The following is an 18,603-nucleotide window of genomic DNA, read 5'->3' on the forward strand; positions in this document are numbered from 1 at the left end:
CCTCCGAATAGGGCCGCCCGAAGGCGGCCGATCGTTGTATTGCCCATATAAACTGGAGAGGATCGCAGCCTCTGCCGGGGCCGCAGAGGTATAATATTGCGAATGATAACCATTATCAATAATGCGAGTGAAAAAATTAAGGGTATTGCGAGGGGACAGCCGGCGGGCGGGAAAAGAAAAAGCACGCCTTGCGGCGTGCTTTGCGGGGTACTAACGGCGGTGGTTACTTCTGATCGGGCAGAGCGTAAGCGACCACGTAGTCGCCCAGCTTGGTGCCGAAGGAACCGTGGCCGCCGGCGTAGATCAGCACGTACTGCTTGCCGTTGACCTCATAGGTCATCGGCGTCGCCTGGCCGCCGGCCGGCAAGCGCGCTTCCCACAGTTTTTCACCGTTGGTCACGCTGAAGGCGCGCAGGTAGTTGTCTGCGGTGGCGCCGATGAAGAACACGTTACCGGCGGTGGTCACCGGGCCGCCCAGCATTGGCATGCCCATTTTGAACGGCAACGGCAGCGGTGAGCTGTCGCGCACGGTGCCGATGCGTTTTTTCCACACGATGTCGTTGGTTTTCAGATCCACGGCGGAAATGTAACCCCAGGCCGGCTGTTTGCACGGCAGGCCGAACGGCGACAGGAACGGGTTCAGGGTAACGCCGAACGGCACGCCATACTGCGGCTGTACGCCGGACTCGGTGCCGCTGCCGCCTTTGTCGCCTTCCGGCGGCTCAATCGGGTTGCCTGGGCCGCGCGGGATCAGTTTGGAGACGAACGGCAGCGCGATCGGGTTGGCGATGGCGATTTCGCGATCGGTATCGACGGCCAGGCCGCCCCATTCGAACATGCCCAGGTTACCCGGGAACACCAGCGTGCCCTGCTCGGAAGGCGGGGTGAAGGTGCCTTCATAACGCAGGCTGTGGAACATCACGCGGCAGACCAGCTGATCATAGATGGTCGCGCCCCACATGTCGGCGCCGGTCAGTTTCTTCTCAGGACGGAAGGTCAACTCGGAGAACGGCTGGGTCGGCGACAGGCGATCGCCTTTGGCCGGGCCCTGCGGTACCGGTTTCTCCGGCGCCGGCACCACCAGTTCGCCGTTGGTGCGGTTCAGCACGAAGATGTTGCCGGTTTTGGTCGGCACATAGATCACCGGCACTTTTTTACCGCTCTTGTCGGTAATGTCCGCCAGGGTCGGCTGCGCCGGCACGTCCATATCCCACAGGTCATGGTGGACCGTCTGATAGAACCAGGCCAGTTTGCCGGTGGAGGCGTTCAGCGCCAGCAGGCCGCTGGCGTAGCGTTCCATTTCCGGGGTGCGATCGCCGCCCCAGATGTCCGGAGTGGAAACGCCCATCGGCAGGTAAACGATATCCAGCTTGGCGTCATAGGCGGCAGGCGCCCAGGAGTTCGGCGAGTTAGGCACGAAGTGGTGCTCGTCCGCCGGGATGGCGTTCGGATCCTTCGCGCCCGGATCGAAGGCCCACAGCAGCTTGCCGCTGTTGATGTCGAAGCCGCGGATCACGCCGGAAGGCTCGCGGTTGGAGTAGTTGTCGGTCACGGCGCCGGCGATGACGATCACTTTATCGGTGATCACCGGCGGCGAGGTCGGCTCGTAGTGGCCCGGCGTCGCATACGGCATATTGCTCTGCAGGTTCAGCTCACCGTTGTTGGCGAAGTCCGGGCATGGTTTGCCGGTTTCGGCGTCCAGCGCGAACAGACGGCCGTCGTTGACCGGCAGAATGATGCGGCGTGCGCACATCGCCGGTGCGGCATCGCCGGCAGCGCCTGCGGCTGCGGCGGTTTCGTGGTAAGACACGCCGCGGCAGGTGATGTGCTGGAAAGTTGGGTTGTATTTCAGCTGCGGATCAAACTTCCACTTTTCTTTACCGGTGGCGGCATCCAGCGCAAACAGCTTCTGGTGCGGCGTACACATGTAAAGGGTATCGCGGATTTTGATCGGCGTGACTTCGTTGGTGATCTCACCCGGATCGTTGGCGGTCTTCAGATCGCCGGTCTGGAAACGCCAGGCTTCTTGCAGCTGGCCAACGTTTTTGTCGTTGATCTGGCTCAGCGGCGAGTAACGGGTGCCTTCCTGGGTGCGGCCATAGGCCGGCCAGTCGGCACCGGTGGCGTCTTTCGGCTGTACCTGCGCGGCGTCGAGCGTGCCGTTGATCTCTTGCGGATCGTTGAACACGGCATAGGCCAACGCGATGACGGTGATCGCCAGCGCCGCGCTCAGCGCGCCGTAGGCGAATTTGCCGTTGGCCACCAGCTTGCGGTAGATAAACGGCAACACCAGCCACAGGCCGAAGAAGAAGGTGACGTCCAGGCGCGGCGTCAGCGCCCAGAAGTCCGGGCCCACTTCCCACAGGGCCCAAATGGTGGTGCCCAGCAGGAATACCGCGTACAGCAGCAGCGCGGTGGCGCGGCGGCGGAACAGCAGCCAGGAGGTCGCCAGCAGCACCAGCCCGGCGATGATGTAATACAGCGAACCGCCCAACTTGGCCAGCCAGATGCCGCCGCCGAGCAGATAAAGCCCGCTCAGCGCGGCAAACAGCGCCGTTATGACGATAAGCGGCGATAGTGACGCTTTATTTTGCATAGCAATACCCTTACCAAAAATGAAAGTCCCCGATTTAGAGATTAAGCTAAATCGGAAAAAACACGCGGTTTCTCCCTATTATTTCAGCGAGAAGCCGCTAGGGTGACGTAAAACCCATCCCTTTTTTTAACCTTAAGGTGCTTTGCCTTATTCAAAGCGATAAGACAAGGTGGCGCCGCCACCCCAGTTGCGCCCCGGCGCCGGCTCGAAGTAGCGGCCGTTGCCTTCGTTGACGATCACCGAACCGACGTATCGGCGATCGAAAACATTGTCCACCCGGCTGAACACGTCCAGCGCCCAGCGGTTCCAGGTAAAGCGATAACCGGCGTTTACGCCGGCCACGGTGTAAGCGGGAGCCTGCGCGCTGTTGGCGTCATTGGCCTGAATGTCGCTCATGTAGCGCAGCTCCGCGCCGGCGTGCCAGCCTTCCGGCGGGGCATAGGCCAGCGAGGCGTAGCCCATGTTGCGGGCGATGCCCGGCAGGCGATTGCCGGCGGGGGTACAAACGGCTTTGCCGCACATATCGCTGCGGTAGGTGGCGTCCAGCAGCGTCCAGGCCATATGCAGACGCCAGTCCAGCGCAAACTCCTGATCCAGCGCCAGCTCCAGGCCGCGCCGCCGGGTTTTGCCGGCGTTGGCGTAGCTGGTGCGCCCACCGCTGCTTTCCGCCACCACCAGCTCGTTGTCGGTATCGGTCTGGAACAGGGCGGCGCTCACCAGGCCGTTGCCGAGGCGCAGTTTGCTGCCCAGTTCGACGGTGTCGCTGGTGGACGGCTGCAGGCCGATGTTCAGGCCGGCCTGGCCGTCGGGGCGGTAGGAGAGTTCGTTGATGGTCGGGGTTTCAAAGCCGCGGCCGGCGGAGAGATAAACGTTCCACGCCGGATTGATTTTATAGTTGAGCGAACCCATCGGCAGCCACTGGTGGTAGCGTTTGCTGCCGCTGTCGTCGCCGTTGCGCGGCGTGATGTAGTAGTCGGTCGAGTCGAAGCTGACCGTGCTGTAGCGCAGGCCGGCGTCCAGCGTCCAGTGCGGCGTCAGTTGCCAGGAGGTTTGCAGGTAAGGATCCAGGTTCCAGATGCGGTTTTTCTCGTTGCGCCGCTGGTCGCCTTTCTCGCCGTAGTCCACTGTGCCGTCTCGCAGAATAAAGTTTTCAAACCCCTGCCGGCGTTCGGCCATGGTTTCATAATCCAGACCGCCGATCAGTGTTACCGGTAACGAGGCGAGAGTATCCTCATGCTTCCAGCGAGTGTCAATGCCCTGATATTTTCTTTCCAGCACGATCACCCCGCCGGCGTGGGTAGGGTTGAGCTGCGGCCCGCGTGGAATGGATTGGTACTGTGTGGTGTGGCGCTCGCCGTGGTAGGCGGTCAGCGTCAGTTCGTCGCGCTCGCTCATCTGGCGCTGATAGCGCAGGCCGGCCTGGGTCTGATCGAGCGACTTGCGGGTGTTGTATTGATCCGCGCGCGGCGCCTGGCGCGGGTTTTCCTTCCATTCCGCTTCGGTCAGGCCGCCCGGATCGCCGGCGTCAATCGAGACGCTGTTGAACATCAGCGTCAGGGTGCTGACGTCGTCCAGCCGCACGCCGAGCTTGCCGTTGCCGAGGTTTTTGCGCGCGGCGCTGTGATCGCGATAGCCCTGAGTAGTGAAGCGGGTTCCCGATATAGCATAGTTGACGTCGCCGGCCTGGGTGCCGTCGCCGGTGGCGCCGGTCGCTTTCACCCCGTAGCGCCAGGTGTTGTCGCTGCCGAAATAGCCGCCGGCCTCCAGCGTCGGCGGCTGGGTGCCGGTAATCGTATCAACATTGATTACCCCGCCCGAGGCGTTGCCATATAGAGCGGAATAGGGGCCGCGCAGCACCTCGATGCGTTCGACGGAATTGATGTCGATATTGGAGGTTTGCCCCTGGCCGTCGGGCATGGTGGCGGGAATGCCGTCGACGTACATGCGCACCCCGCGCACGCCGAACATCGATCGGCTGCCGAACCCGCGTATCGACAGCTGCAGATCCTGCGCATAGTTTTGCCGGTTTTGAAGCTGCAGGCCCGGCACGCTGCCGAGGTTTTCCGACAGGTTAATCTGCGGGGCGGCGTTGCGCAGGTCTTGCCCGTCGATCACGCTGACGGACACCGGCGATCCCAGCTCGGTCAATCCGATGGGTTGCGCCATCACCACCAGGGTGTCGCTTTTCTCTTCATTATTTTCTGCCGCCAGCGCCTGGCTGGCAAACATGGGTTGTAGCAATAGCATTGCAGCCGGGGTAAGCACGGCGCTTTTCTTATTGGTCATGGAATAAATCTGCCACTGGTATTGAAAGGGAATCGCAGGTCGATTCAGAGTTAGCCATCTGTCGCTCCATCTACATGACGCTAAACGAAAAGGGTAAGGCATCCTGACATCAGTATAGAGTATCTCGGGCAGGAACGTTCCCGCAAAAACGCTGGTCCCAGCAACGGTTAACGGATTCATGAGCCTGGTTCATAAGCTCAAGCGTATTTTGCCCCATAGTCATGGCGGCAGCCGCCTTTTACAGTCACCACACCGGAGCGGCGCCGCGTCAGGCGGAGCCGGTATCATTCAGTGGGAGAGTGAAGATGCAAACACGCAAGTTAGGGCGAGAAGGGCTGGAAGTATCGGCGTTGGGTCTGGGTTGTATGGGGCTGAGTTTTGGCTACGGCCCGGCCACCGATAAACGGCAGGCGATCGATCTGATCCGCGCCGCGGTCGACGAAGGCGTGACGTTCTTCGATACCGCCGAGATTTACGGTCCGTTCACGAACGAGGAATTGTTGGGCGAAGCGCTGGCGCCGGTGCGCGATCGGGTCGTCATCGCCACCAAGTTCGGTTTCGACTTGCCGCAGCCGGCGGGGCAGCAGGTGTTGAACAGCCGTCCGGAGCATATTCGCCAGGCGGTGGAAGGTTCGTTGAAGCGCCTGCGGGTGGAGACGATCGATTTGCTGTATCAGCACCGTGTCGATCCCGAGGTGCCTATCGAGGAGGTGGCCGGTACGGTGCAGCAACTAATTCGCGAAGGGAAAGTGAAGTATTTCGGCTTGTCGGAAGCCGGAGCGCAAACCATTCGGCGAGCTCACGCGGTGCAACCGGTCACGGCGCTGCAAAGCGAATATTCGCTATGGTGGCGCGAGCCGGAGCGTGAAATCTTGCCGACGCTGGCAGCGCTGGGCATCGGTCTGGTGCCATTCAGCCCGCTCGGCAAGGGCTTTCTCACCGGCGCCATCACCGAGGACACCACCTTTGACAGCGGCGATTTTCGCAACGTGGTGCCGCGCTTCAGCGCCGAAGCGCGCCGGGCCAATCAGGCGCTGGTGAGCGTGCTGGGGCAGATAGCGCAGCGCAAGGGCGTGACGCCGGCGCAGATCGCCCTGGCCTGGCTGCTGGCGCAGCAGCCGTGGATCGTGCCAATCCCGGGAACCACCAAGCGTCATCGGCTGCAAGAGAACCTCGCGGCGGCGTCGGTGGTGTTGGCGGCGGACGAACTGGGCGAGATTGAGCGCGCGCTCTCCGCTATCGACGTGATCGGCGATCGTTACCCGGCGCATCTGCAGAAAAACGTCGGGCGTTAAGCCCCGCGCCGCAATGCCTCAATCAGCAGCGCAAAGGCGGTGGTGTGTTGCCTGCGGCTTGGATAATAGAGGTAATAACCGGGAAACGGCGGGCACCAGTCGTCCAGCGCCATCTGCAACCGCCCGTCGGCCAACGGCTCGGCGACGCTGTCTTCCGGCACAAAGGCGATACCGAGGCCGAGCTGCGCAGCGTCGATCCGCTGGCGCAGGCTGTTGAAGGTCAGTTGCCCCTCCACACGTACTTTGATCTCCCGGCCATCGCGGGCAAATTCCCAGGCGTACAGCCCGCCGAGGGTGGGCAAACGCATGTTGATGCAACGGTGGTTTTGCAATGCCTGCGGCGTGGCGGGGAGGCCGTGACGGGCGAAATAGGCGGGTGAGGCGACGGCCACCATGCGCATGTCCGGCCCGATGCGCACCGCGATCATGTCCTTCGCCACCTGTTCCCCCAGCCGGATGCCGGCGTCGAAACGCCCGACGACGATGTCGGCCAGACTATTGTCGACGGTGATTTCCACGTTGATGTCCGGGTAATCGATGAGGAAAGTGCGCAGCACCGGCCACAGCACCGCATCCACCGCATGTTCGCCGGCGGTAATGCGGATGTTGCCGGCCGGGCGATCGCGCATTTCACCCAGCGCGTTCAGCGCGTTTTCTATCTCCGCAAAGCGCGGACCGATGCTGTTGAGCAGCCGCTCACCGGCCTCGGTAGGGGCGACACTGCGGGTGGTGCGCGTGAGCAAGCGCAGCGCCAGGCGCTCTTCCAGCCCGCGTATAGCGTGGCTGAGCGCCGATTGGGAAACGCCAAGCTGCGCCGCCGCTTTGGTGAAGCTGCGTTCTCTGGCCACCATCAGGAAAGCGATCAGGTCGTTAACGTTTTCTTTCAACATATCGGCACCGAAGAGCAAGGTTAGGGCGCGGCCGCGCGTAGATTTATGAATTTAGCTCATAGCTCCTTGCGCATTTTACCCGCTAGTCGGCGGAAAAGCATGGCGCTATCTTGGCATCACTCACTTATGACTATCAGCGCCGGTTGTGAGAGCCGGCGCGGAGGATAAAACAGATGAAAATACAACGCAGCGGTTCGATCCCATCACAGCGCGGTTCGGCGGATTATTTTACCGGGCAGGTGCGCATCGACGCGCCGTTCGCCGGCGAAGCGCCGGCCAGAGTGGGCGGCGCAACCGTCACCTTTGAGCCCGGCGCCCGCACGGCCTGGCATACGCATCCGCTCGGCCAGACGCTGATCGTCACTCAGGGACGCGGTTGGATCCAGATGTGGGGCGAGGCCACGCAGGAAATGCACCCCGGCGATATCGTCTGGATCCCGGCTGGCGTCAAACACTGGCACGGTGCGACGCCGGACACCGCCATAACTCATATCGCCATCGCCGAAGCGCTGGACGGCACTCCGGTGACCTGGCTGGAGCCGGTCAGCGAGGCGGAGTACCGGCAATAACGGCGCTCAGGACCTGCGGTTCTGTTCGCAGAACCGCAGGCGGTTGCCGAACGGATCGGTGAGGTTCAGTTCCTTGCCCCAATCGACAATCTCCAGGCCCGGCCGTGCATAGCGGTAGTTTTTGGCCGTGAGCTCCCGGTGCAGCGCATCGATGTCCTGCATCGGAATGAAAATGGCGGCGCCGGGCGTGCTGTCGCCGTAGTGTTCGCTCAGGTGCAGCGTCAGCCCGGCGCGGGCAATCTGCATGTACAGCGGCAGGTCTTCGCTGAAACGGTGCTCCCATTCCAGCGTGAAACCGAGAAAATCCAGGTAAAACTCTTTGGCCTTGTCGACCGAAAAGATACGCAGGATCGGAATGGCGGGCGAGAAGGCGATCATCGTTGACCTCATTGTCGCGTTAGCGGCAGCCGATGTGGATATCGACCGCGTCGGGGCCGGTATAGGCTTCGAAGTCGGTCAGGAAGCGGCGTTCGATCTCAGGGTGTTGTTCGAAGTAGGCCCAGATGCGCTGCCAGCTTGCGATGACCGCCGCCGGCATCGCGCCACGGGCGGGGAAGACCAGATAGCGGCCGGGTTGGATGTGTAAACCGCTCTGTGCCTCACTGCCGGCGGTGACGTCAAACGGCCCGCTGGCGTCGGAAGCGTAATTGGAATAGACCCCGTATACCGGCAGGGCGGGTGAGGTAGCGAAAAAATCCGACCACAGCGCGGGAATCTTTGCCGTTTCGGCTTGGGTTTCGTTCTGGTTGGTGGTTCTGACTGTTTGGCCGGCGACGTAAAAGCCGGGCAGATGTACCGAGATGGGCCGCATAGAGACAATCCCTTTTAACCGCACAAAGATGCCTAACCTAAAGATAGCAAACGCCAGACAGAACCCCCGCAGGTGCGGGGGCCGAACGCATCAGGCATCCACGCCGCCAAGGCATAGGTATTTGATTTCGAGATAGTCCTCGATGCCGTACTTCGATCCTTCGCGGCCCAAACCGGAGTGTTTCATGCCGCCGAACGGCGCCACCTCGGTGGAAATCAACCCTTCGTTGATGCCGACAATGCCGTACTCCAGCGCTTCGGCCACGCGCATCACTCGGCCGATGTCGCGGCTGTAGAAGTAAGCGGCCAGGCCGAACGGCGTGTCGTTGGCCAGTTCGACGGCGTCGGCCTCCTGGCTGAAGCGGATCAGGGGCGCCACCGGGCCGAACGTCTCCTCGCGGAAGATTTTCGCCGTGCGCGGCACATCGGTCAGGATGGTCGGGGTGAAGAAATTGCCGCCCAGCGCGTCAGGCTTGCCCCCCAGCAGCACCGAGGCGCCGTGCTCGACGGCGTCGGCGATATGCTCGCGCACTTTTTCCACCGCGTCCGGGTTAATCAACGGGCCGATGGTGACGCCGTCATCCAGGCCGTTGCCGACTTTCAGCTTGGCGACGGCGGCTTTCAGTTTGGCGGCGAAAGCATCGTATACGCCGTCCTGCACCAGAAAACGGTTGGTGCAGACGCAGGTCTGGCCGGCGTTGCGGTATTTCGAGGCGACCGCGCCGGCCACGGCGGCGTCCAGATCGGCGTCGTCAAACACGATAAACGGCGCGTTGCCGCCCAGCTCCATGCTGGTTTTCTTGATGGTGGGCGCACACTGGGCCAGCAGCTGCGCACCGACTTCGGTGCTGCCGGTGAAGGAGAGTTTACGCACGTCCGGGTTGGCGGTGAGTTCGCCGCCGATGCCTTTGCTGGGGCCTGTTATCACGTTGCATACCCCGGCGGGCAGCCCGGCGCGCTCCGCCAGCACGGCGATCGCCAGCGCCGAGAACGGGGTCTGGCTGGCGGGGCGGATCACCCCGGTGCAGCCTGCGGCCCAGCCGGGGCCGGCTTTGCGGGTGATCATCGCCGCCGGGAAGTTCCACGGGGTGATGGCGGCGAACACGCCGATCGGCTCTTTTTGCACGATGATGCGGCGACCGGCCTGGGGCTGTGGAATGGTGTCGCCATACACCCGTTTGCCTTCCTCGGCGAACCATTCGATAAAGGAGGCGGCATAGGCGATTTCACCGCGGCTTTCGGCCAGCGGTTTGCCCTGTTCCGCCGTCATGATGCGCGCCAGATCTTCCTGATTTTCCATCATCAATTCAAACAGCCGGCGCAGCTTGCCGGCGCGCTCTTTGGCGGTCAACGCGCGCCAGGCGGGCAGCGCTTTTTTGGCGGCGGCGATGGCGCGTGCGGTTTCTTCGGCGCCGAAGGCCGGTACGTGGCCGATCCGTTCGCCGTTGGCGGGATTATGAATGGCGATCGAACGGCCTTCCTGGGCCGGCAACCATTGCCCGTCGATGTAGTTGGCCTCGCGGAACAGCGTGGGATCCTTGAGGGTAGCGCAGATACTGGTGCTCATGAGTCTCTTCCTTTGCTGAGTTCAACAGAGTGGTCTATCCCATACGGCTACTCTTTACCCTAGCAAATTTTGCCGCCGCCGTTTGCCCACGCGGCAACAAGATGGTGGTTTTCTTTATGCGCACCTTCTGTACAAAAAATATCCTTTGCCGGGCCGATACTAAAAGAGCAGGCATATGACCCTTTTCGATGTAATTAAAAGGAGTGTGCGAATGATGAAATCAGTGGACAGACATCTCGCGGCCTACGGCAGCGAAATGGATTTTTTGGCGTCGAGCATCGCTCTGATGGAATGGCAAGGGCGGCAGATTGACGCCGGGCAGGTGGCCGGCAATATGTCGGAGCAGCAAAGCCGCCTGTTCTTTGCGCGGTTGAATTATTTTCGTCAGCTTTATCAGGCCGCATCGGCGGCCGAACACAGCCTGTAATTTCCGAACCAGCCCCGCCGCAGCGGGGCTTTTCATTTCAGCGCTGCCACACCCCGGTCGCGAGCGTCGCCGGCGAATACTCCAGATTACGCCCCCGCCACGGCAACGCCGCCGTAAAACGCCAGGCGCGGCGCACGTCAAACCGCCAATAGCGTTCTGCGCCTTCAACGCCGGGATGCCCCTCCGCTTGCCAGAGGATCTGCGTTTCCCCCTGCAGATGCAGCACGTCACCGCGTTCAAAATCGATGAGCAGCAGCGCCGCCCGCGGTTCGGCCAGCAGATTGCCCAGCGTGTTCATATAGCGGTTACCGCGAAAGTCCGGCATCCACAGCGTGTCACCTTCCAGGTGGATAAAGCCGGGGCGGCCGCCGCGATGGGAAATATCGACGCCGCCCTGCGCCAGTGCCAGGTGCGCGCAGCTGGCAACGAAGCTGGTATCCGCGGTGCGGATCAGCGCCTGCGCCGCCGCATCCAGCGAGGCTAAATGCTCAACCGGCTGTGGCCGGCTGTCCACCGGGTAGAGTTCGCGGCGCTGAATGTACTGCGGGCAGTTACCGAAGCTTTGCTGAACGACGATCTCCACCCGGTTTTTGTCGGTGCGGCCGACGGTGCCGTTGGCGCGGTTGCGCCGCCGGTTGCTGAAATCCAGCCCGAGCGCGCCGACCGGTTTGCCGGGCAGCAACAGCGCCTGGGCGGGATCGTCGCTGCGACGCGGTGCGCTGATACGCAGGTGCGTGTCGTCCGGCGTGCGTAAAAATCTGGGCGGGCCGGTGAACAGGGTGGCGATCGGCCAGCCTTGTTCATCCAGCGTGGCGACGAACAGGTAGGGCAGCGCGGCGAAAAACGCGCGGTGCTGATCCGGCATCGCAGGGTAGATGCCACCGCCTACGCCGCCAAACCCGGCCAGCGTCTGCGCGCGCAGCTCATCGGGATGGAACAGTTGCGGGATCATGGCGTCAGCTCCCCGCCGGTTCCGGCAGGGCCGGCATGGCAAAGAAGCCGGGCAGTGCAGCGATGCGCGCCGCCCAGCGACGTATCGCAGGGTAAGGCGACAGCGAAATGCCGCCTTCGGCCGCGACCGCCACGTAGCTGTGGCAGGCCAGATCGGCGATGGTCGGGTGTTCGCTGGCCAGGTAGTCGCGTTCGCTCAGGTGCTGTTCCATCTGCGGCAGGAAACGATCGCTGACCGCCCGCGCCGTCTGATAATCCTCCGGCACGGCGAATTGGGCGATCAGTCGGCAGGCCGCCGGGCCGTAGCGGACTTCACCGGCGGCTTTGGAAAGCCAGGCCTGCACTCGCGCCGCCGCCGCCGGCTGTTCCGGCAGCCAGTGGCTGTCCGGCGCATAGCGCTTCACCAGATAGACCAGAATGGCGTTGCTGTCGGCCAGCGTCAGATCGCCATCCTGCAAGACCGGGATCTGGCCTAACGGGTTCAGCCGGCGAAAGGCTGCGCTCTGCCGTACGTCCGTTGAGGCTTCGACCCATGCATAGGGCAGCGCCAGCATGCGCAGCAGCAACGCCACGCGATGAACGTGGCCGGAAAGCGGGGTGCCGTAGAGTGTGATGGTGGACATGGCGTTTCTCCTCAGTGCTTTTTGTCAGCATACTCTTGCGTTGAACGAGCGAAATCCGGCAATGTGGAAATTGATAATTTCACTTTTCGGAAGAATCTATGGATCGGCTAGACGAGTTGGCCATCTTCGTGGCGGTGGTGCAGCAGGGCAGCCTGGCGGCGGCCGGGCGCAAGCTGCGGCGTTCGGCGCCGGCGGTCACCCGGGCGATCGCCGCATTGGAACAGCGTTTCGGCACCCGATTGGTGGAGCGCACGACCCGGCGGCTGGCGCCTACCGAAGCGGGCGCGCGGCTATTGGAGCGTGCGCAACAGCTGCTGCAGGATTATCAGGCGGTGGTGCAGGATACCGCCGAAGCACAGCTGAGCGGCTTGCTGCGCGTTACTTCGCCGGTGCAGTTCGGCCGCCGCTACGTGGCGCCGGTGGTGATGGCGTTTCTCGATGACTACCCGCAGATGCAGATCGAAATGGTGTTGAACGATCGCAATCTCGACCTGATTGACGAAGGGTTGGATATCGCGGTGCGCATCGGTCATCTGCAGGATTCTTCCCGCGTGGCGCGGCGGCTGGGGCAGGTCAGCCGGGTGACGGTCGCCAGCCCGGATTACCTGGCGCGCTGCGGTGAACCGCGATCGCCGGCGCAGCTGGCGGAGCATGCCACCATCGTCGGCACCCAGCGGCCGTCGCTGCGCGAATGGCGCTTCGGCCCGCAGGAAAACGGCGAGCGCGTGCGATTGACTCCCCGGCTGTTGCTCAACGACGTGGAAGCGCAACTGCTGGCGGTGCGCGCCGGCAAGGGCGTCACCCGGTTGCTCTCGTATCAGGTGGCGGACGATTTGGCCGCCGGTACGCTGGTGCGGCTGTTGACGGATCATGAGCCGTTGCCGATGCCGGTACAGCTGGTGGCGCAGCAGGCGCAGCACATGCCGCTGAAGGTGCGCGCCTTTTGGGATTATGCATTTGAACGGCTCAGCGCCTTGCCGCAAATTCAGCCGGACGGGCGGGGGAAATAAGCGCAAAAAGTTTCATGGGTTAAACTTTTTCATTATTCATCAGGTTTTATTTTACCGGGCGCGCATTGCTGATGCGCCCGTCTTGACAATAATTTTGCCGGTGCTAATAGTTAATTTACATTTTAAATAATAAACGAAGTTTAATATATGAAACCACTTACGGGGAGTTATGATAACGGCGCCACGGTGGATAATGAAGCGGCTATTTTGACTTCATTTCAAACTCGCAGCGCGGCTGTTTATAAACAGACGCGCCATGAAAATAATATTGCTTATGGCAACGGCGAACGAGAAACATTTGATTGGCTCTATTCTGCAAAGCGGCATCAGGGGACGTTAATTTTTATTCACGGCGGCTATTGGCAATTCTGCGATAAGGCGGATTTCGCCTTTATCGCCGCCGGGCCGCTGGCGTTGGGTTTTGACGTGGTGTTGGTGGAATATGCGCTGGCGCCGGCGGTGGATCTCGACGAAATATGCCGACAGATCGGGATGGCGCTGGATGCCATTCAGCGCCGCCTGCCGCCGCACTATGCCCATCCGGTTTATCTGTGCGGCCATTCCGCCGGCGGGCAGCTGGCGGCGTTCTGGCAGCAGCATGCGTTGGTGGATGCTGTCTTTCCCATCAGCGGCCTGTTCGAGCTGGCGCCGTTGCAACAAAGCTATGTTAATCGGGCGCTGCAGCTGAGCGCGCGGCAAATTGAAACGCTCAGCCCGGCACGCCGCCTGCCGACGCGCGGCAAACCGCTTACGCTGTATTACGGCGCATTGGAACTGCCGGAACTGAGAGGCCAGTCGCAACACTATCATGCGGCGCTGCGCCAACGCGGGCTGCCGGCCGATCTGGTCGCGGTGCCCGGCGCCAATCATTTTACCATTCTGGATGCGTTGTTCGCCGCCGACGGCGCGCTGCTTCACCAACTTAACCACCACGGGAACCACTGACATGCGCGAGATCGTAGAGACCGGGCTGCCGGAGATCGGCCAGCCTTTTTCCTGGGCCACCCGGGGCGGCGGCATGCTGTTTACCGCTCACGGCCCGGTGCGGGCGGACGGCAGCATCGACACCGGCGCGCCGGAGCGACAGATTACGCTGACCTTCGATAATCTGGCGCAGACGCTGAAGGCGGCGGGCAGCCACAGCGATAAGGTGCTGCAGGTGATCGTGTATCTCACCGACGTCAACGACGTTAAATGTCTCGATGATATTTACCGGAAATACTTTAATTATCCTTATCCCAATCGCTCCACGGTCATCGTCGAAAAATTGGTGGTGCCGGGAATGAAAATAGAAATTACCGTCAGCGCCATCGCCTGATTTAATTTCTTCTTAAGTCAACCTTCATATTAATTCAATAACGAGTTAAGGATGCGTCATGTTTAAACAGATTGCACCTTCCGCCGCCGATCCTATTATGTCGCTGATGGAAGCCTATTTGCAGGATCCCAATCCGGAAAAAGTGAATTTAGGCATTGGGCTGTATTACGACCGACAGGGGAATATTCCGCTGATGCAGGCGGTTGAGGCCGCCGAGCAGCGGCTGCTGGCGCTGCGTTGCCCGCACGGTTATCCGCCGATCGAAGGTTCGCCGCAGTTCGCTCGCCAGGTGCAGTCGCTGCTGTTCGGTGAGCAACAGGCGGCCGAGATCGCCACGGTGCAGACCGTCGGCGGTTCCGGCGCATTGAAGCTGGCGGCGGATTTTTTGCGCCACTTTCTGGCGCGCGGTGAAATTTGGGTGTCCGATCCCACCTGGGCCAATCACTGGGCGATTTTCGAAGGCGCCGGGCTGCGGGTGAATACCTATCCCTACTTTGATGAAGCGGCGGGCGGCCTGCGTTTCGCCGCCATGCTCGACGCATTGGACAGCCTGCCGCCCGGCAGCGTAGTCCTGCTGCATCCTTGCTGCCATAACCCGACCGGCACCGATCTGACGGCGGAGCAGTGGCGCGCCACGCTCGCCGTGCTGCAGCGGCGTAACCTGCTGCCGCTGTTCGACATCGCCTATCAGGGCTTCGGCGATGGGCTGGAGGAGGACTGCTTTGCATTGCGCGAAGCGCTGAAAACCGATCTGCCGTTTTTGGTCTGCAACTCGTTTTCCAAAAACGTCGCGCTGTACGGCCAGCGTCTGGGCGCGCTGTCGGTGCGCTGCGCCGACGCGGAAAATGCCGCCAACGTCAAAGGGGCGTTAAAAACGCTGATCCGCCGCAGCTACTCCTGCCCGCCGACGCACGGCAGCCAGATTGTGGAAACCCTGCTCGGCGACGCCGAACTCGGCGAGCTTTGGCGCAATGAGCTGGCGGAAATGCGCTCGCGCATCAAGCAAATGCGTGAACAGCTGGCCGCCGGGCTGGCGCAGGGCGGCTCTTCGCTGGATCACCGGCGCATACGCGATCAGCGCGGCATGTTCAGCTATACCGGCCTGAACGAAGCGCAACTGCAGACCCTGCGGCAGCGCTACGCCATCTATCTGGTCTCGCCCGGCCGCATGTGTCTGCCGGGGCTTAACCCCGGCAACATCGACTATGTGACCGCCGCGATCCTCGACGTCACTCGCACCGCCTAACTCCGCTCGGGAACCCAGCCATGCCACAGATGAATGATTTTGAGCATATCGCCCGCCGTCAGGGTGGGTTGAACAAGCATCTTACCGCCGGGCAGATGTCGATGCTGGCGATTGGCGGCGCCATCGGCACCGGGCTGTTTCTCGGCAGCGCCTACGCCATTCAGATGGCGGGGCCGTCGGTATTGCTGAGCTACCTGATCGGCGGCGTCATTGCGCTGCTGCTGATGGGCAGCCTGGCGGAAATGACCTCCGAACACCCGACGCCCGGCTCGTTCGGCGACTACGCCGAATTCTATCTCGGCCCGCTGTTCGGTTTTCTGGTGCGTTATTCTTATTGGTCCTGCGTGGTGCTGGCGGTGGGCACCGAAGTCACCGCCATCGGCATGTACATGCAGTTCTGGTTCCCGGCGACGCCGACCTGGCCGTGGGTGCTGCTGTTCTCGGCGGCGGTGATCGTCGTTAACGTGATCGGCGTGAAGTCGTTCGGCCAGGTGGAATACGCGCTGTCCACCGTCAAAGTAACGGCGATCGTGGCGTTTATTCTGATCGGCATCGGCATTCTGGCGTTCTCGGGCAACCCGGCCTATGGCCTGCGCAACCTGACCGCCGGCGGCTTTATGCCGTTTGGCGTCAAGGGCATGTGGTTTGCGGTGATCGTGTCCATCTTCAGCTACCTGAGCATTGAGATGATCGCGGTGGCCGCCGGCGAGGCGAAAAATCCGGTGATTGCGGTGAAGGCGGCGTTCAAGGGCACCATCGTGCGGCTGTTCATCTTCTACATGCTGTCGATTGCCCTAATGTTGGCCATCGTGCCCTGGCGGCAGTCCGGCACCGGCGAAAGCCCGTTCCTGATGGCGATGAACGTGATCCATTTGCCCGCCGCCGCCGGTATTTTCAACTTTATCGTGCTGGTGGCGGCGCTGTCGGCGATGAACAGCCAGCTGTACATCACCACCCGCATGATGTTCTCGCTGTCGCGCGCCGGGCAAGCGCCGGCGGCGCTGGGGCGCGTCAGCCGGCGCGGCATTCCGGTCAATGCGCTGGCGATGTCGTGCATCGGCATCGTGGTGTCCATCGTCCTGAGCCTGGTGGCGCCGGAAACCTCGTTCGCCGCCATGATGTCTATTTCGGTGTATGGCGCCTGTTTTACCTGGCTGATGATTTTTGTCACCCACCTGTTTTTCCGCCGCCGGCATCGGCAGACTCACCTGAAGTTCCGCATGTGGGGGTTCCCCTATACCACCTTGCTGGGCGCCGGGCTGATGACGGCGCTAATGATCTCGACGGCGTTTACCGAATTCTTCCGCATGACGCTGTGGTTCGGTATTCCGTTCACTCTGCTGCTGGTGGTGGCTTATCACTTCCAGAGCCGCCGCGCGGCTGCGCCGTCGCCGCTCAAGGCGCCGGAAGTGGAGTAATGCGGGAAGGGGCTGAGGCGCACCTCAGCCCTGGGGATTAAAGCTGGCTTTTCGGGATCAGGTGATCGCCGAAGCTCAGGCGCTGGCGGCCCGGTTCGATTTCGGTCAGCGGCGCCACTTCGTGCAGCGAGGATTTGCAGCGCTGCACCAGATCCTGATACTCGCGGGTGCCGGCAATCTTCCAGGCCAGCTCCTGTTCGGTCAGATCGCGCAGCACGCGCGCCGGGCTGCCCACCACCAGCTTGTTGGCTTCGATCGTCGCAGCGGCTTTGACGAACGCCATCGCGCCGACGATGGTGTTCTCGCCGATCTCCGCGCCGTCCATCACCACCGCGTTCATGCCCACCATCGCGTTGCGGCGAATGCGGCAGCCGTGCAGGATGGCGCCGTGGCCGATATGGCCGTCTTCTTCCACCACCGTGTCCTGCTGCGGGAAGCCGTGCATTACGCAGTTGTCCTGAATGTTGGCGCCGTCGCAGATCACCAGGCGGCCAAAATCGCCGCGCAGGCTGGCGTTCGGGCCGATATACACGTGTTTGCCGACGATCACGTCACCGATCAGCACCGCCGTCGGGTGCACGTAACTGCTGGGGTCAACGACCGGCGTCAGGCCGTCAATCTGATACACAGGCATAGCGTGAGTTCCTTAATATGTAGGGTCGCGCGGCAGGCCGCCGAAGCGCCGATAGTAACCGGCGGCCGGCGCGGGCAGGGCGCCGATGGTGGTCTCCGCCAGCGAGCTGACGTACTCCGTCGCGGCGCGATCGACCTGCTGGTAGAGATTGATGCACAGGTTGCGGGCGATTTGGCCCTCCCACTGCGCGGGCAGCAGCGCGTCCGGCAGCAGCGGATCTTTCAACACCACGCGACGGAAGAAGTGAATCAATAATAGCTTAATCTGGAAACAGCGCAGCGGCGTCAGCGCCGCCGGGTCGACTTCGCGCAGCAGCGCCATCAGCGGCCGGAAAGAGACGATAAACTCATGATAACCGGCCGCCACCTCGCTCAATGACCAGCAGTCGGCCACCAGTTTCTGCAGCGTTTGCTCGGAGCGGTTGTAGGGGTAATCGGCGCGGAAGTAGATCACCTGCTCGCTGGCGTTCAATTCGCCGAGCAGCGCCGTCACGTCGGTTTGCGCATGGGTGGGGGCGGCCATCAGGTTGTTGGCGATCTGCCCGAACCCGAGCCAGCCCAGCTCTTTTTTCAGCCGCGCGCGCGCGCTTTTTTCGGCGCATTCCAGCAGCAGCAGCTCCCACTTGCCGTCCCAGGCGGGCTGCTCGCGCAGATAGATCTTCGATTCGGCGTGGCGGAACTGGCGCATCCCCTGCTCGGTCACGCGGTAGAAGCTGCGGCGGCCGATTCTCTCCACCGCCAGCCACCCCTCTTTCTGCAGGCGGAACACCGAGGTGCGCACGAAACGATCGCCGAAGCCGAAGGCCTCCAGCAGCGCGCTCAGGCTGCCGAGCCACACTTCGCCGCCGCGGTGGCTGAGCGCGTCGCCGTACAGCGAAATGATCAGCGAGGTGCCGCTGATCGGCTGCGCGTCGACGGCGTGGCGAATGAACTCATCCAGTTTATGTTCCATATTTTTCCATGG

18 protein-coding genes are annotated in these 18,603 nt (G+C 62.1%); 8 read left to right on the forward strand and 10 right to left on the reverse strand.

Translation table 11 applies throughout. From position 1 onward, the window contains the following. Positions 1 to 223: 223 nt before the first annotated feature. On the reverse strand, positions 224 to 2,596 hold the full coding sequence (locus ACMGF7_RS16585) for a glucose/quinate/shikimate family membrane-bound PQQ-dependent dehydrogenase (protein WP_044030922.1): 2,373 nt from the start codon (positions 2,594 to 2,596) through the stop codon (positions 224 to 226). A 147-nt stretch (positions 2,597 to 2,743) separates the two neighbouring features. Then, positions 2,744 to 4,882 (reverse strand): TonB-dependent receptor PqqU, encoded by a 2,139-nt coding sequence (gene pqqU, locus ACMGF7_RS16590; RefSeq protein ID WP_197799728.1) that lies wholly within the window; start codon positions 4,880 to 4,882, stop codon positions 2,744 to 2,746. Between the two features lie 305 nt (positions 4,883 to 5,187). On the opposite strand from pqqU, the gene ACMGF7_RS16595 reads away from it, so the two are divergent. Then, positions 5,188 to 6,177: an aldo/keto reductase gene (locus tag ACMGF7_RS16595; protein WP_197763437.1), complete on the forward strand. Its 990-nt coding sequence runs from the start codon at positions 5,188 to 5,190 to the stop codon at positions 6,175 to 6,177. Here the strand turns inward: ACMGF7_RS16595 and ACMGF7_RS16600 are convergent. After that, positions 6,174 to 7,067, reverse strand: coding sequence for a LysR family transcriptional regulator (locus tag ACMGF7_RS16600; protein ID WP_016927175.1), 894 nt, complete (start codon positions 7,065 to 7,067; stop codon positions 6,174 to 6,176). The genes ACMGF7_RS16595 and ACMGF7_RS16600 overlap by 4 nt on opposite strands. A gap of 173 nt (positions 7,068 to 7,240) precedes the next feature. Here ACMGF7_RS16600 and ACMGF7_RS16605 point away from each other — a divergent pair, with 173 nt between their 5' ends. After that, positions 7,241 to 7,636, forward strand: a complete 396-nt coding sequence (locus ACMGF7_RS16605) for a cupin domain-containing protein (protein ID WP_197763438.1) — start codon at positions 7,241 to 7,243, stop codon at positions 7,634 to 7,636. 6 nt (positions 7,637 to 7,642) lie between these two features. Here ACMGF7_RS16605 and ACMGF7_RS16610 read toward each other — a convergent pair whose 3' ends face one another. The 3 genes from ACMGF7_RS16610 to gabD all read right to left on the reverse strand — a co-directional run bounded on the left by ACMGF7_RS16610 (position 7,643) and on the right by gabD (position 10,013). Further along, positions 7,643 to 8,011 carry a glyoxalase/bleomycin resistance/extradiol dioxygenase family protein gene (locus ACMGF7_RS16610; protein ID WP_025159860.1) on the reverse strand — a complete coding sequence of 123 codons (369 nt, stop codon included), beginning with the start codon at positions 8,009 to 8,011 and terminating at the stop codon, positions 7,643 to 7,645. Positions 8,012 to 8,033: 22 nt separating this feature from the next. Continuing rightward, a complete protein-coding gene (locus ACMGF7_RS16615) occupies positions 8,034 to 8,447 on the reverse strand; it encodes a GyrI-like domain-containing protein (protein ID WP_016927177.1) in 414 nt (137 codons plus the stop codon). A gap of 90 nt (positions 8,448 to 8,537) precedes the next feature. Beyond that, entirely contained in the window at positions 8,538 to 10,013 is a 1,476-nt protein-coding gene (gene gabD / locus ACMGF7_RS16620; RefSeq protein WP_015378365.1) for an NADP-dependent succinate-semialdehyde dehydrogenase, read from the reverse strand. 211 nt (positions 10,014 to 10,224) lie between these two features. On the opposite strand from gabD, the gene ACMGF7_RS16625 reads away from it, so the two are divergent. Further along, a complete protein-coding gene (locus tag ACMGF7_RS16625; protein ID WP_004935234.1) occupies positions 10,225 to 10,440 on the forward strand; it encodes a glycogen synthase in 216 nt (71 codons plus the stop codon). A gap of 37 nt (positions 10,441 to 10,477) precedes the next feature. Here ACMGF7_RS16625 and ACMGF7_RS16630 read toward each other — a convergent pair whose 3' ends face one another. Both ACMGF7_RS16630 and ACMGF7_RS16635 read right to left on the reverse strand, forming a co-directional pair. Continuing rightward, positions 10,478 to 11,392: a pyridoxamine 5'-phosphate oxidase family protein gene (locus ACMGF7_RS16630; protein WP_420286530.1), complete on the reverse strand. Its 915-nt coding sequence runs from the start codon at positions 11,390 to 11,392 to the stop codon at positions 10,478 to 10,480. Between the two features lie 4 nt (positions 11,393 to 11,396). Beyond that, positions 11,397 to 12,014, reverse strand: coding sequence for a glutathione S-transferase family protein (locus ACMGF7_RS16635; RefSeq protein ID WP_049240733.1), 618 nt, complete (start codon positions 12,012 to 12,014; stop codon positions 11,397 to 11,399). Positions 12,015 to 12,112: 98 nt separating this feature from the next. Here ACMGF7_RS16635 and ACMGF7_RS16640 point away from each other — a divergent pair, with 98 nt between their 5' ends. The 5 genes from ACMGF7_RS16640 to ACMGF7_RS16660 all read left to right on the forward strand — a co-directional run bounded on the left by ACMGF7_RS16640 (position 12,113) and on the right by ACMGF7_RS16660 (position 17,006). Then, the gene (locus ACMGF7_RS16640) at positions 12,113 to 13,024 is read left to right on the forward strand and encodes a LysR family transcriptional regulator (protein ID WP_164095701.1); all 912 of its coding nucleotides are present in this window, start codon (positions 12,113 to 12,115) and stop codon (positions 13,022 to 13,024) included. A gap of 147 nt (positions 13,025 to 13,171) precedes the next feature. Then, positions 13,172 to 13,969, forward strand: coding sequence for an alpha/beta hydrolase (locus ACMGF7_RS16645; protein WP_197763440.1), 798 nt, complete (start codon positions 13,172 to 13,174; stop codon positions 13,967 to 13,969). Position 13,970: 1 nt separating this feature from the next. Then, positions 13,971 to 14,342, forward strand: a complete 372-nt coding sequence (locus ACMGF7_RS16650) for a RidA family protein (RefSeq protein ID WP_021505797.1) — start codon at positions 13,971 to 13,973, stop codon at positions 14,340 to 14,342. Between the two features lie 58 nt (positions 14,343 to 14,400). Continuing rightward, the gene (locus ACMGF7_RS16655) at positions 14,401 to 15,588 is read left to right on the forward strand and encodes an aromatic amino acid transaminase (RefSeq protein ID WP_420286531.1); all 1,188 of its coding nucleotides are present in this window, start codon (positions 14,401 to 14,403) and stop codon (positions 15,586 to 15,588) included. A 20-nt stretch (positions 15,589 to 15,608) separates the two neighbouring features. Continuing rightward, positions 15,609 to 17,006, forward strand: coding sequence for an amino acid permease (locus tag ACMGF7_RS16660; RefSeq protein WP_021505795.1), 1,398 nt, complete (start codon positions 15,609 to 15,611; stop codon positions 17,004 to 17,006). A gap of 37 nt (positions 17,007 to 17,043) precedes the next feature. Here ACMGF7_RS16660 and paaY read toward each other — a convergent pair whose 3' ends face one another. Then, the gene (paaY, locus tag ACMGF7_RS16665; protein WP_004935205.1) at positions 17,044 to 17,640 is read right to left on the reverse strand and encodes a phenylacetic acid degradation protein PaaY; all 597 of its coding nucleotides are present in this window, start codon (positions 17,638 to 17,640) and stop codon (positions 17,044 to 17,046) included. Between the two features lie 12 nt (positions 17,641 to 17,652). After that, entirely contained in the window at positions 17,653 to 18,591 is a 939-nt protein-coding gene (paaX, locus tag ACMGF7_RS16670; RefSeq protein ID WP_197799724.1) for a phenylacetic acid degradation operon negative regulatory protein PaaX, read from the reverse strand. Positions 18,592 to 18,603: the final 12 nt, after the last annotated feature.

It is taken from the genome of Serratia sp. BNK-17 (assembly GCF_048684935.1).
GTDB classification, from domain to species: Bacteria; Pseudomonadota; Gammaproteobacteria; order Enterobacterales; family Enterobacteriaceae; genus Serratia; species Serratia nematodiphila.